Here is a 13,493-nt window from a genome sequence, read left to right as displayed (position 1 = left end):
ATAGTATACGAAACTCCATGGTGGCTGTCAATGTTTCCTGACAGTTATTTTATAAATAATGGACTTCCTAGCAAGGCCGTTATCATCTAGCTGACAACAACTCATTATTAATGAATTCGCCGTAGTTATTAATTCGTTAATGACCAGCCCCATTGACAACGGCCGGCTTACTCGGCATACTAGCCCAAATAAGGTAAGGAGACGATCAGATATGACCAATCATCAAGCATTGTTAATTATCGATTACACCAATGATTTCGTGGCGGATAAGGGCGCCCTAACTTGCGGCGAACCCGGGCAAAAACTAGCCCCGGCAATCGTTACGCTGGCAGACCAGATGCAGCAGACCGGCGACTGGGTCCTTCTACCTACAGATGTCCACACACCTAACGACCCCTATCATCCTGAGACCAAGCTTTTCCCACCCCACAACGTCCGTAACACTTGGGGCCGCGAACTCTTTGGCCCGGTCAAGGATTGGTTTGATCAGCATATCGCGGACGATAACGTCTGGCTATTCGACAAGACCCGCTACAGTGCCTTTGCTGGCACCGACCTCGACCTGCGACTGCGGGAACGTCACGTGGACACTCTCCACTTAACCGGCGTCTGCACGGACATCTGTGTACTCCATACGGCAGTCGATGCCTATAACCTGGGCTATCGGTTGGTGATTCACCGCAACGCCGTGGCCAGCTTCAATCAGGCCGGTCACGACTGGGCGTTGAATCACTTTGAGACGGCGCTGGGCGCTACGATTGTGAATTAACCTAGACATAATAAAATAAACGTTCAATTGACGCAGGCCATTTCACCTCATCTTGGTGAGAAATGGCCTGCGCTTTTCATTTGGCAAAATGACGTTTTATCACGCATATTTATTTCACAAATACAATTGTCGTCAACACCTCCAAGGCGTACAATGAATGAGTAACCTAACCATTATTTAGACGGATTATATATTCACAAAATCTTTTAATACATACGTAAGGTGGCAACTTTATTATGAAACGACTTTCCTGGGCCTTGCTCACTTTGAGCTGTGGGCTCCTACTCAGCGTTGGCCAACCAGCAAACGCTCACGCCGCTACGGCAACTTCCAACGCCTCCTCAGCGACTACTGCAACCAGTAGTTCCGTGGTTTCGGATTCCACTTCAAGCGCGTCAGAATCTTCTACTTCATCTTCATCTAGTTCTAGTTCATCCAGTTCTAGTTCATCTAAGAAGCCCAAACCAAAACCAAAGCCTAAGCCAGTAGTTTACCGAAAAGTAACTAGCTTAAAAAAGGTGAGCTACTACACCAAAATCAACGCCAACAAGAAACACAACTACAAAGTGTATAAGTCTGGTGGAGCCAAGTCCTCGGCCGCTAACATGAAGGCCATTTCAACCGGCCGAGCTTATGCCAATCGTAAAGTTCACATCACACGCGAAGAAAAGATGGCCGACGGCACTTGGCTGAAGTTCACCTACAATCACACACAGACAGGCTGGATTCATCGTAACGGTACAGTGGAAACTTATCGGTACCTCGCTGTTCCGCTGATTGCACAACGACCACAATTGCCAACCGGATGTGAAATCACAGCTACTGCAATGATGCTTAAATTTGCCGGGGCTAAGGTCACCAAGATGTCTCTAGCTAAAGAGATGCCACGGAGCTCCAACCCTAACAAAGGGTTTGTCGGTAGCCCTTACTCGAAGTCCGGCTGGTGGATCTATCCCAAGGGCCTCATGAAGACGGTTAAGAAGCACACGGGATCTGCTAAAAACATGACGGGTGCTTCCTTTAAACAGATGAAGAAACAGATCAACAAGGGGCATCCCGTAGTCATCTGGGTTGCCGGTGTTGATGGCTTCGTCAATCATGCAATTACCTTGTCCGGCTACAGCAGCACACGGGCCTACTACAACGATCCGTGGACGAAGAAAAAGACTAGCATGACACTAGCCAATTTGAATACACACCGTAAGCATGACGCCTACCGTGCTTTAAGTTATTAATTATCAGGTGTTGCCGCGCGCAATTACCTAGTAATAAAACAATCATTATCAAAGGGGAGATTATTTTGAAGAAACATTGGCTCACAGCTTTATTGGTCATCGCTGGCTTTGCTAGTGTTGGTGTCACAACAACTGCACAAGCAAAGACAAGCTACTATACTAGTAATCCTGGCATTATTCGTGTTAAGAAGACCGTTGCTTACTATAAGAATGCAACACGGACGAAACATGACACAACCGTCCACAAAGGTCACTATGCTAAAATTTCCAAATTAGTAACTGTCAAGGGTCACGCCCCAGTTTTGAAAACCAACACTGGAAAATATGTGACCGCAAATAAAGCATTTGTTGCTAAGACCAAGGGTTACCAAAACCCCAAGAAATACTATCAAGTCAATTACAAACAGATCAAGGCTTACGGTAAGGTCGGTTACACCGTTAAGCGTGGCTATGAAGGGATTAAGACTTGGAAGATCATGCGGCGCTTAGGAACGGCCAATGGTTATAACAAATATAATTCTGCAACCTACTACGCTGTTAAAAACTTCCAACGTAAGCATCATCTGAAAGCTACCGGGAACGTCAATGAAAAGACATGGGTTAAGTTAGGCTTCTCTAAGTCCAGTTGGAAGAGCATTGATTCATACGTAGCGCCATTGGGTGCTCACGCCTGGAATGGCCGTTCAGCTCATATTGAAGCGATGATTAAGCAAGCCTACAAGTACAAGGGCAATCCTTACTTAGTTGGTTCTTCATCTAAGACCATCTATGGGACGGACTGTTCTGGTTTGGTTATGCAAGCATTGTACGCCGGTGGTATCAACACCAAGCCAATTAGTTCCATCCATCATGCCTACCCAGGTAACGAATGGAACTCACGGAATCTGTGGGCTAGCAAGAAGTTTAAGCATGTTGCTTACAGCCACAAACAACGCGGGGACTTAGTCTTCTACTATCAACCAGGGACCCACACAATCTGGCACGTTGCCATTTACTTAGGTAAGGGCAAGGTCATCGAAAGCTGGCCACCACGCATCATGGTTCAACCAATCAAGAATGGTCAACGTTCTAACGTGGCTGGAATTGCACGAGTATTTAACTAAAAAATTAGAATTTAGGAGCGCTACCCACTTAATGTGAGTAGCGTTTTTTATTACATCTCTACAAGTACGCGTGGCGTTCCCAGGAAAAAAACGTGACCCGTATTTCTCAACTGTTCAGAGATTTCTTCACCAATTTTCCCAAGCCTCCCCCGTGTTAGCCTGAACTACCGTGAACCTCACCTTATTGCGCTATCAGTCCAGCTAGCCTTTCATTGACGTCCACAATTGCTTAACCATCAGAATAACGAAACAGATTTAACGGCTTTTACATTAGTACTAGTGAACGGGTAAATTAATGGACCGCTCAAATTTGAGCAGTCCACCGAGTGTCTCATTCTTAAAATTCCGAATACAAACTAGACGTCAATCGCCAACAGCCTTGACTCAGTCCTGTTCTATCTTACGCAGAACTTCGACGCAGTAATTGGTCTTCCCACAAACTGGGCAGGTCAGTTTCCGTGTTTTGGGCGTGTGACCTGACCAAAATGCCTGTTTAAACTGTGGCCGAAACTGGCTAGAACAAGCCGGGCAGATATAATCAACCGCGTTGAAGTAGTGACGAACAGTCAGCGCCGCAAAAATCACAGCCATCACCATCGCGGCCCCAAAGACCCACCAATTACCAACAACAATACTGTAGACCAGAGCCGCTACTTCAATGGCATCCATTACCAATCCGCTAACTACCATGCTCACATGAATCCGACGTAATCCCTTCTTATTTGCCATAATTAAGTCCATGTCTTCAATCGATCTGATGGGCACCGTGGCAAAGTCGGCGAGTCCGGCACGGACCTGCATGACCGTCTTTAGCTTCTCGGCATTCGCTGCCTGTTCATCCCGTAGTCGCTGCTCCTGCTGATCCAACACAAGTCCTAACACACGGGATGCCTGGTCACTGTCCATGATTTCCTGAATAGCCGCCAAAGATAGATCCATTCCCTTGAGTAAGAGAATCAGCTTTAATCGTTGCAGATCTGCCGCAGTATACAGGCGGCGGCCTCCCTCACTGACTTCGGTTGGTCGCAGGAGCCCGCGCTTATCGTAGTACTGCAAGGCGCGCACCGACACGTGAGCCTGCTTGGCCAGTTCACCCGTTGTAAACTTAGACATGGTCGTTCACCTCCTACCTTAGGTATACCCGATGACGTCGCGTAACGTGCAAGGGTCAAACGTCTTATTTTAAAATTAATCGCATATTTCCCGGGGAATATTTCAAGATCGACGCACTTACCAATTCATTTCCCGGGTTATTATTCTCTATTATACCGTAACCAGCCCATAATCAAGCCCACCTATCAAAGAGCGGAGAATCCCCCTCGTTACGCCAACACCTGAAAGTCTACGTTTGAACCACAGGGGCGTGACAACACCACTCTGGTTATTTTCAACTCGGCAGCTTCAATCCTCAAGGTTCATCATTGTCCATCCTTATTGACATTTCCACCACCCCACACAACCCTTTGATTTCCAAGCAACGTAAGCCCTAAAAAAATGCAACTCCATAGTGGAATCGCATTTCTAACAGACTATCGATATATATATAACAAGCTTACCTGACCTCATTAGGCGAAGACTGGTTAGTATGATCAATATTTAATGGCCACACGTAGCTGTGAATGACCTTTTTGATTCCGATTAATGTTTCCATCGTCGCCGTCGATTCTGGCGGTACAGCCAGACTAGTAATGCGACAACCAGCGCTGCCGGTAAGAGCACCGCGTACGCCGCCATTAGCGACGCGAAGGCGGCTACCAGCAACGCACCACCAATGAAGCTCAACATGAGTGCCCCGGTATCCAACGCCTTGGCACGGGCATCCCGATTGCGATAGCGCACCCCGTCATACAGGGATTCCGAAATGCTACGCACGTTGCCGGTCATCATGAGTGGGGTAAACGCTGCCCCCTTGATTTGCCGAAATTCCTGCAGTTCTGCTGCGGCCGCTAATGATAATAACGCCGCTAACAGCACACTTGGTAGATGATTATTTAGGAATAGTACAACCATTAATAATGCCAGCATGTAACCCAACACGACCATCTGGGAACTTACGCGCGACTTTTCCGAAAAATGCTGAAGCACCCGCACAATGACCGTCCCCACAACGAATGCAAGTAGCGAAGCCAGGTAGCGGCCCACAACTGCCAGTTGGAAGTGCCCCAAGCTAACTCCCAACAAAATCAGGTTACCCGTCTGGAGACCGGCAAAGACCGCGCCGTGTTCCAGGTAGGAGTAGGCGTCTAGCGCCCCCGCAACCATGGTTAAGCCACAGCCGAACAACAATTGCTCGTGGGCGGGAAATGTTATCTGTCTCAATTCAACTCACCTCTCTGAACTTTCTGCGTTCAAATAGTGTAGCCGAAATTACTTGAGTTTTGATTAAGACCCGCAAAAAAGCCACGGCAACACCCCGCTCGGTTGTTGCTGTGGCTTGCTTTAGCACGTTACGTCAACCACGCCCGTTTAAAAACGGACGCTTGTGAGAACCACACCCCACGGCATGGTGACCACAATTTGCTTAGATACAGCGCTAGCCTATGAATAGGACTTATCCGCTAATTACCAAAGCCTTTTAGGTCCGCAGGTTGCCAGACGGACTCATTTCTTACAAGAGTGCTAAACCCTTAGCTAAAATATTTTTAGCTGCGTTATGATCACGCACATGGAATGCCCCACAACTAGGACAGGTCCACTTGCGGTCAGCCAACGTTAACTTGTTTTTACCAGTCATGATATACCCACAATGACTACAAGTTTGCGTTGTATTTCGGGGATTGACAGTCAAAAATTTTCGACCGTACAAATCAGCTTTGTAGGACAGCATGCCTAGTAGTGTTCGCCAGCCAACGTCTGAGATGCTCATTGCCAAAGCGTGGTTCCGCAACATATTTTTACTCCGCAGTTCTTCAGCTACGACTAAATCGTGGTTTTTGATCAAGGCCGTAGAGACATGGTGCAGAAAGTTCTTGCGTTGGTTAGCGACTTTAAGCTGTAATTTAGCTACTAGTAACCGTTGTTTTTGATAGTTCTCGGATGCTGATAATCGTCGTTGGCTCTTCTTAGCTCGTCTAGCCCGCCGTGACAGTTTCCGCTGGGCTTTAGCCAGCTTTCCCTTGATCATCCGGTAGTAACGTGGGTTATCAATCACCTGTCCGTTGGAGTCCGTCAGAAAATTATCAAGATTCAAATCAATGCCGACTTTAGATTTAACGACTGATTGCTTAGAAACGAAGGGGTGTTCCGAACCCATCTGCAAGGACACAAAGTAATGGCCGACAGCATCCATTGAGACCGTTGTCGTACCAACTCTGACATCATCGACACGTGATAAAAGTTCTGATGGAAAGCCCTTGAAACGGAGTCGTCCTAGCTTGGGCAGTTGTAGGTGGTGGATATCATCTAGTCTTACGCTGCCATTACGCATGGTTGGGACTGTCACTTTGGCACTGTAAAGACAAGACGTTTGATAAGTCTGAGTATAACCACGTTTATGGAATTTGGGAGTTCCCGCCTGATGAACCTGGTGGAATAGCTTCCAGGCAGTCTTGTAATTCTTGATAGCATTGGCTTTCATCAAGCTATCAAAGTCCGGATGATTGAGCCAACCATGAATATTGGAGATGGCAGTTGATGGCCTCTTTAGACGTTCAGTCAGATCAGCGATTCGATCCAAGACAATTGCAATTGGAATCTTCACTTGTTTTAACCAGAATAGGTCATTGTTCATGCCGTTCATCTGATTATAAATAAATCGACTAGCGTCACTGTTACACTTAATCAACCGTTTCTGTTCGGTTGAAGGAAAGACTCTAACCTTAACCCCATAATGATAAGGTAATTGCGCCATTGTCTTCGCCATAAGTTGCCACCTCCTCTTGCTTGATAGAAGCATACCATATGAGTATACTGTATCCATAGCAAAGCGACTTATAATAATATTTATGGAGGTATCATATGAGCAAGGATGCTGGCGGAATAATTCACGAACGAGGTTATGTTTACAACTTTCATTTTCACTTAGTCTGGGTCACCAAATACCGGTATGAAGCATTTACAACGCCCAAGTTAGTCACTGAAATGGCCGACATTCTAACGAAAATAGCCCGACTGAACGAAGTAACCATTGAGCAAATGGAAGTAATGCCAGACCATATCCACCTACTACTAAGCTTTAAACCCAAGTATGCACCAACTAATGTTGTCAAAGCCTTTAAGGGCGGTTCGGCTCGCTTATTCTTTGAATTACACCCAGAAATAAAGGCTCAAAAGTTTTGGGGTGGACATCTCTGGTCCCCAAGTTATTTCATGAGTACTCTTGGTGATATGAACAAGAAAACTGTAGAAAACTACATTGCCAGTCAGCGAAAGGCATAGTGGCATTCATCCCTTGCTTGAAAGCAAGGGAATTCTGCCTAGCTTATATTAAAAGTCTTTAAAGAATCCGTAATGAGTTGAATAAAGGCTGGCCGATCAATGTCCAATAGCACATCTGTATTCTTCGGCTTGCCGGTCAACTCGTAGTAATCGCAAACCGTTTCGCCACGAACCAGTTCGCCCTGCGTTTCAACGTCCACGTTCATCAGCTCGCTTTTAAACATTTCTGGATGCAGGAGCCAGGCAATCGTGCACGGATCGTGGAGAGGTGCGCCCTTGAAGCCCCATTTAGGATTTTCGTGGTAGACCTCAAAGAAGTTCAACAGGCCCTGAAAGGCGTGGGCCACGGGATTATCGATCTCGCCAATGGCGGCGATTTCTGGCTTGAGGATCTGGGCCTTATGCGTCACGTTCAACGGCGCCATCGTCAATGGAATCCCAGCGTTGAGAACAATTTTGGCTGCTTCGGGGTCGACATAGATGTTAAATTCGACGGAAGGCGTCCAGTTACCCAGACCCATCGCACCACCCATGAAGACGATGCGGGCGATTTTTTCCTTGAGCTCCGGATAGACTCGCAGGAACAAAGCAATGTTGGTCATCGGCCCAGTCACCACCAACGTCACGGGGTCGTCACTCTCCCGCAAGGTTTTGGCAATCAATTCGATAGCGGTCATGTTCTGCACGGCAAAATCGGGATCGGGCAGATCAGCGCCATCCAACCCAGACTTTCCATGGACATTCCCTGCCGTTTCCAGCGGTCGCATCAATGGCGTTCGATTTCCGCCGGCGACCGGAATCTCCTGATGGTGCATCAGGGTCAATAGCCGCATAGCGTTGTTTAAGGTTTTCTCTGGCGTTTGATTCCCCGCGGAGGAAGTTACTGCCAACAGGTCAATCTCGGGGCTCGCCAGCGCCAGCATCATGGCTAACGCGTCATCGTGCCCGGGGTCACAGTCCATAATTATTTTTTTCATGAGGAAATCGCTCCTATCTGTTCATTTCGGTTAAGTTCCATTCTATGCTATGATGATTGCGCTTACAAGTTCCCGTAAAAACAAAAAGTTCCGCCGAACTTAATCGACGAAACTTTTGTAAACCTCTGATTGGGCTAGCTGGGTTCGAACCAGCGCATGACAGGATCAAAACCTGTTGCCTTACCACTTGGCTATAGCCCAATGAATTGGATAAATTACTTACCCCAACAGAGAATAATTTTATCATCTTACCCTAGGTAAATGCAACCCTTTTTTTCGAGATTTTTGTCCAATAAGCAGAAATAGTTGACGACACCCCTATGAAACCGCTACGATAAACTATAAAATACTTGATAATGACAGCCATCAACAGAGTGACTGTTTCTATGACTGTCCCATTATTTGTTTTGCGTTTTAATAATACAATTATTAATAATAAAGAAGTGAATTGCATGTCAACTAATATTACGATCAAAGATGTCGCTAAGCAAGCTGGAGTCTCGGAAGCCACCGTTTCACGGGCGCTCAACGATAGCCCCCAGGTCAAGCGCGACACCCGCCAAAAAATCCAAAATATTGCCCGCAACCTTGGCTACCGGCCCAACGGCCTTGCCCGCAGCATTCGGGTCCAAAAAAGTCACACACTGGGCATGATTATCCCCGATATTCTAAATGGCTTCTTCACGCAGCTCAGTCGCGCCATTGAAGATACAGCCAGCCAAGCCGGCTACGATGTCCTTATCGTCAACACTGACGAACACCTCAGCAAGGAAGCCAAGGCAATTAACTTAATGTTGGAGAAACAGGTCGATGGCCTCATCATCACCAGCGCCGGCAACAGTACTGATTATCCGAAAATGCTGGGCAACACCCCCGCCGTCTTTGTGGATCGGATGCCACCGGCCGACGTCGTCTCACAGTACGACCGCGTACTCGTGGACAACGCTCAGGGCACTCAGGCTATCATTAACTGCCTGATTAGCCGTGGTGCCCAGCGGATCGGGATCATTAACAGTTCCGTCTCCGCGACCGCCAAAGAACGGCTACAAGGCTATCACCAAGCACTAGCTGCGGCCGGACTGCCCACTGATTCTGCCATTGAAGCTACGGCGCGAACCGATGGTAGCAACGTCCCCCAAATGACCCGCCAACTCCTGGTCAATCAGAAGTGTGACGCGCTCTTTGCAGCGGATAATACCATCATGACCGGTGTACTGACCAAACTTCCTGAGCTCCAGCTGCCAGCCTTTCAATTAGGTGCCTTCGATGACAACGATTGGTTTGACTTTTTGCCGCAGCCCATCGTCACAGCCAAACAGCCAATTGCCGAACTGGGCCGCATTGCCGTTGAGCGGGTTCTTGCCAGAGCCGCCGATCACCAGCTCGCAACGCAAGAATTTCGGCTACCGGCGGAAATCATTCCCCGCCCGGACAACGCCTAGTAAGCTTGGCACACAAGGATTCTAACTAACCGTGCATTCCCACAACCATTGTGTGTTACCATCCATCTCTGCTAGGTTTCCATTTAAAACTCAGGTATACTCAGGACATCAAGCAATCACTACATTTCTAAACCATCCAAACAAAAATCCTCGCCGTTATCGACGAGGATTTCTTAGTCACTGATTGTATTTTTTACACAGCGGGTTGCAACGCTGAACGCTGAAAAACCAGTTATAACAATTTAGCTAATATTCAGATTAAAACTAGTGCAGCCGCAGGCGAAATCTTATTTAAACCTGAATCTTTAATCTAAGATCTGGCAGAACTCGATGGTTTCCTGGTTAGGTCCCAGAATGTTAAAGAACCGAATCCCGTGATCCCAGAACGATGGAATCGACTGCACCTCATCATTGACGAGGTGCAAGCCCTGTTCCTTAGCCGCCGCAAACGCCCGATCGACATCCGTCGTGTTCAACGAAATGTGGTTAATGGCGCCGGCCGTCGGATTCGTGGGGTCACCCTCCCAGGTTTCAATCGTCAAATTGCCAAGCCGCATGAAGGCACAGCGGTTCTCACCGTTAGGAAAGAGCCCGGCCTGAGTGAAGCCCAGAGACTTGTAGAAAGCAATGGTGGCATCCAAATCAATTGAAGGAATTCCCACGTGCTGAATCCCCGTAATATACGAACTAACTGACATATCTAACGCTCCTTTGAAGTTTACCGTAACCGTTACTTACCGACGTCGACTTGTTGGTGCTTCAGCTTCGGAAAGACTACCCGATCGGCAATCCCGGTGATTCCACCCTGCGCAAGGAAGGCAAAGACCGTTCCCAGACCAAAGTTCACGAATGAATGGGTGATCAACAAGGCAATGATGGCCATAATGGTCGGTGGAATGTAAGACGCCCACATCGCTCTGGACGCGTTTCCTTTGAAGTAACGGAACCGCAGAATCTGCATCAAATCATCGGCGGGATGTAAGACTAAGTTGACCCGTTGATAAATCGAGATGGCAATGGCAATCAACGCCACACCCAAGAAATTCAAGGCAATGTATCCGGCAACCATACCCGCACTGTGTGCAACGGGAAGGCCCGCAAACACCGCGGTCTTACCGTTGAAGAAGTCCGCAAAAACCTGAATCAACGCTGAGAATGGCACCATGAAGGCCATGTTTCCGGCAATCCGCTTCCAGTCCCAGTGATGAATCAGGACGGCGTTTAACGCCGCGGTCAGGAAGCCCAAAACCAGGAATGCCCAGAAGAGGTTCCAGTGGAAGGCCGCACCTAAGTTAGCCTCCGCAGCTGACCAGTAAGCCGCTCCTAAAAATGACGGGTGAATCTTAGCGCTGGTGACTAACGTGAGGACGTTTCCGGCCGAGTTGATCACGATTGACAGGGCAAAGAAGGCTAACGACTTTGACATCGATAGGGTCCGGCCACTGTCGACGTCACGACTCTGCGCGCCATCGTTGAATTGACTTACTGCTTCAGCTCTCATAATTAATTATCCCTTACCTTTACTGGTTGTTACCAACCTTGACGACCGCCTTGCTGACGCCCTTGATTTTACCGTTAAGGACATCTTCGACTTGTTCCAAACTAACTTCGTGACTGATCAAGGAATCGACATCTACTTCACCACTGGCCATTAAGGCAATGGCATCTTCGAAGGCGTATGGGTTGATGAAGGCCCCTTGGATCTTCAATTGCTTTTGATAAACTTCGTACGTGTTCATGGAGAAGGTTTGATCTGGCTTGCCGACCCCAAACATCAGGACTTGCGCACCCTTTCTGGTAGCGGCGACGGCTTGTTCCTGCGTTTGTGGTAACCCAACGGCTTCGATAACAACATCGTAGTCGGCAGGAATGCTGTCCCGCTTAGTGTTGTAGGTATTCGTAACACCAAACTTTTCCTTGTTGAAGGCTAATTTTTCATCAATGATTCCGGCAAAGTCCACTTGGTGAACACCGTATGCTTGTAAGAGTTGCACGAACAATTGGCCCATGAACCCATCACCAATGACTAAGGCCTTTTGATAAGGCTTAACGTCGATCAGGCTCATCCCATGAACAGCGCAAGAGAGTGGTTCCGTGGTGGCGGCATCCTTTAAGGAAACGCTTTCAGGAATAGGGTAAACAACGGATGATGGGGCAGTGAAGGATTCCTCCAGACCACCATCACGGGTAACCCCAACGGCTGACAGATTGTCACAAAGTTCTGGGCGATCCGTCCGGCAGTACTTGCATTGGCCACAGTAGATGTTAGGATCAACGGTCACCCGATCGCCAACCTTGACGTTGGTGACGTCACTACCAATAGCTGCGACGATCCCGGAATTTTCGTGTCCCAAAACGATTGGTGGCACAGCGTTAGCGGAACCAGGAAGACCCGCATACAGCGCACGGTCGGTCCCACAGATACCAGCGTAAGCGGTGTTGACCAAGACCTCATTTGATTTAACTTCTGGCTTTTTCAAATCTTGAATCTCCATTTGTTTCGTTCCAGTTAAAACTAAGGCTTTCATAATTGAAATCTCCCTTTCTATTTTTTGTATTCTTTAAGTGCGAGGGCAAAATCACCCAGCGTTGCAGAACCATTATTTTTAACCGCCGGCATCACGATGTAATCCTCGAGTTTGCCAACGTCGACGTAATCATTTAATAATTTGGCAAATTCGGCGCGAACCTTGACCAAGAAACCTTCGCTAACGACACCGCCACCGAAAACAATCTTGTCGGGGCGAAGCATCAGTGTTTCCTGCAAGGCGGCCTGGGCGACGTAGTACGCGAGAATATCCCAGACGTGATCCGTCAGTGGCACATCCTTACCAGGCTTTCCCAGCCGCGCATCAAACGTCGGGCCACTGACCAACCCCTCCAAGCAATCACCGTGGAAGGGGCAAATCCCTGGAAAGTCTAAGTCATCGGGGTGACGCTTCAGTCGAACATGTCCCATTTCAGGATGGCCAAGACTCCCGATGAACTCTCCGTTGACGATGGCCCCGGCACCCACGCCGGTTCCAATGGTGAAGTAGACCAACGAGTTGATCTTTTCATTGAACAGCGTCGACATGATGTATTCGCCATAGGCCGAACCATTCACATCGGTCGTCCAGAACATGGGCACGTCGAGATCTTGCTTGAGCCGCCCCACAAAGTCCGTGTTGGGCCAACCCTTCTTAGGGGTATTCGTAATGTAGCCGTACTTCGGTGAGTTGTGCCGGAGTTCAATGGGCCCAAACGACGAAATTGCGATGGCCTTAACATCCGGGAACTGCTTGAAGTAGGCGATAGTTTTACTTAACGTTTCTTCAGGGGTCGTCGTCGGAATCCGCACCTTGTCTAATACCCGGTAATCTTCATTACCAATGGCACATACGAATTTCGTTCCCCCAGCTTCAATACTGCCGAGTTGCATAAATATTGCCTCCATCTTTCGTCGGGGTTGTCACCCACGACACATAATTACTAGGCTGTGAATCACTAGCCCGTTCACCTTTAAAGCGCTTTCAGTATAACATCAGAAATGCCCTGAATAAGCCCCTTTCACGAACCTGAAATTTTCAGAAAGCACAAATACAGCTCAG

At 48.0% G+C, this 13,493-nt stretch carries 13 protein-coding genes and 1 tRNA gene; 5 read left to right on the top strand and 9 right to left on the bottom strand.

The genetic code is table 11. The features are described 5' to 3' along the window. Nucleotides 1–211: 211 nt before the first annotated feature. From ACEPSU_RS01715 to ACEPSU_RS01705, 3 genes are all read left to right on the top strand, one after another. Nucleotides 212–769 carry a cysteine hydrolase family protein gene (locus tag ACEPSU_RS01715; RefSeq protein WP_395322426.1) on the top strand — a complete coding sequence of 186 codons (558 nt, stop codon included), beginning with the start codon at nucleotides 212–214 and terminating at the stop codon, nucleotides 767–769. Between the two features lie 236 nt (nucleotides 770–1,005). Continuing rightward, complete coding sequence (locus tag ACEPSU_RS01710) at nucleotides 1,006–2,004, top strand: C39 family peptidase (RefSeq protein ID WP_395322424.1); 999 nt, start codon at nucleotides 1,006–1,008, stop codon at nucleotides 2,002–2,004. A gap of 92 nt (nucleotides 2,005–2,096) precedes the next feature. Continuing rightward, a complete protein-coding gene (locus ACEPSU_RS01705) occupies nucleotides 2,097–3,107 on the top strand; it encodes a DUF5776 domain-containing protein (protein ID WP_395323123.1) in 1,011 nt (336 codons plus the stop codon). 384 nt (nucleotides 3,108–3,491) lie between these two features. On the opposite strand, the gene ACEPSU_RS01700 is transcribed toward ACEPSU_RS01705, so the two are convergent. From ACEPSU_RS01700 to ACEPSU_RS01690, 3 genes are all read right to left on the bottom strand, one after another. Next, nucleotides 3,492–4,220 carry a MerR family transcriptional regulator gene (locus ACEPSU_RS01700; RefSeq protein WP_395322422.1) on the bottom strand — a complete coding sequence of 243 codons (729 nt, stop codon included), beginning with the start codon at nucleotides 4,218–4,220 and terminating at the stop codon, nucleotides 3,492–3,494. Between the two features lie 525 nt (nucleotides 4,221–4,745). Next, nucleotides 4,746–5,426, bottom strand: a complete 681-nt coding sequence (locus tag ACEPSU_RS01695) for a YoaK family protein (RefSeq protein ID WP_395322420.1) — start codon at nucleotides 5,424–5,426, stop codon at nucleotides 4,746–4,748. 289 nt (nucleotides 5,427–5,715) lie between these two features. After that, entirely contained in the window at nucleotides 5,716–6,969 is a 1,254-nt protein-coding gene (locus ACEPSU_RS01690; RefSeq protein ID WP_395322418.1) for an RNA-guided endonuclease InsQ/TnpB family protein, read from the bottom strand. A gap of 95 nt (nucleotides 6,970–7,064) precedes the next feature. Here ACEPSU_RS01690 and tnpA point away from each other — a divergent pair, with 95 nt between their 5' ends. Beyond that, a complete protein-coding gene (tnpA, locus tag ACEPSU_RS01685) occupies nucleotides 7,065–7,484 on the top strand; it encodes an IS200/IS605 family transposase (RefSeq protein WP_395322416.1) in 420 nt (139 codons plus the stop codon). Between the two features lie 38 nt (nucleotides 7,485–7,522). On the opposite strand, the gene rihA is transcribed toward tnpA, so the two are convergent. Together rihA and ACEPSU_RS01675 are read right to left on the bottom strand one after the other, a co-directional pair. Next, nucleotides 7,523–8,461 carry a pyrimidine-specific ribonucleoside hydrolase RihA gene (gene rihA / locus ACEPSU_RS01680; protein ID WP_395322414.1) on the bottom strand — a complete coding sequence of 313 codons (939 nt, stop codon included), beginning with the start codon at nucleotides 8,459–8,461 and terminating at the stop codon, nucleotides 7,523–7,525. 129 nt (nucleotides 8,462–8,590) lie between these two features. Next, nucleotides 8,591–8,662 (bottom strand) — tRNA-Gln (locus tag ACEPSU_RS01675). 251 nt (nucleotides 8,663–8,913) lie between these two features. On the opposite strand from ACEPSU_RS01675, the gene ACEPSU_RS01670 reads away from it, so the two are divergent. After that, nucleotides 8,914–9,903 (top strand): LacI family DNA-binding transcriptional regulator, encoded by a 990-nt coding sequence (locus ACEPSU_RS01670; protein WP_395322412.1) that lies wholly within the window; start codon nucleotides 8,914–8,916, stop codon nucleotides 9,901–9,903. 305 nt (nucleotides 9,904–10,208) lie between these two features. Here ACEPSU_RS01670 and ACEPSU_RS01665 read toward each other — a convergent pair whose 3' ends face one another. The 4 genes from ACEPSU_RS01665 to scrK are packed head-to-tail and all read right to left on the bottom strand — an operon-like array spanning nucleotide 10,209 to nucleotide 13,324. Continuing rightward, on the bottom strand, nucleotides 10,209–10,601 hold the full coding sequence (locus tag ACEPSU_RS01665; RefSeq protein WP_395322410.1) for a VOC family protein: 393 nt from the start codon (nucleotides 10,599–10,601) through the stop codon (nucleotides 10,209–10,211). Nucleotides 10,602–10,633: 32 nt separating this feature from the next. Beyond that, nucleotides 10,634–11,404, bottom strand: coding sequence for a hypothetical protein (locus ACEPSU_RS01660; protein WP_020089984.1), 771 nt, complete (start codon nucleotides 11,402–11,404; stop codon nucleotides 10,634–10,636). A 19-nt stretch (nucleotides 11,405–11,423) separates the two neighbouring features. Further along, nucleotides 11,424–12,431 carry a zinc-dependent alcohol dehydrogenase family protein gene (locus ACEPSU_RS01655; protein ID WP_260338964.1) on the bottom strand — a complete coding sequence of 336 codons (1,008 nt, stop codon included), beginning with the start codon at nucleotides 12,429–12,431 and terminating at the stop codon, nucleotides 11,424–11,426. A gap of 17 nt (nucleotides 12,432–12,448) precedes the next feature. Then, on the bottom strand, nucleotides 12,449–13,324 hold the full coding sequence (gene scrK / locus ACEPSU_RS01650; protein ID WP_020089982.1) for a fructokinase ScrK: 876 nt from the start codon (nucleotides 13,322–13,324) through the stop codon (nucleotides 12,449–12,451). Nucleotides 13,325–13,493: the final 169 nt, after the last annotated feature.

The sequence above is a fragment of the Levilactobacillus parabrevis genome (assembly GCF_044051715.1).
GTDB classification, from domain to species: Bacteria; Bacillota; Bacilli; order Lactobacillales; family Lactobacillaceae; genus Levilactobacillus; species Levilactobacillus parabrevis.
This window is presented reverse-complemented; position numbering and strand designations above follow the sequence as displayed.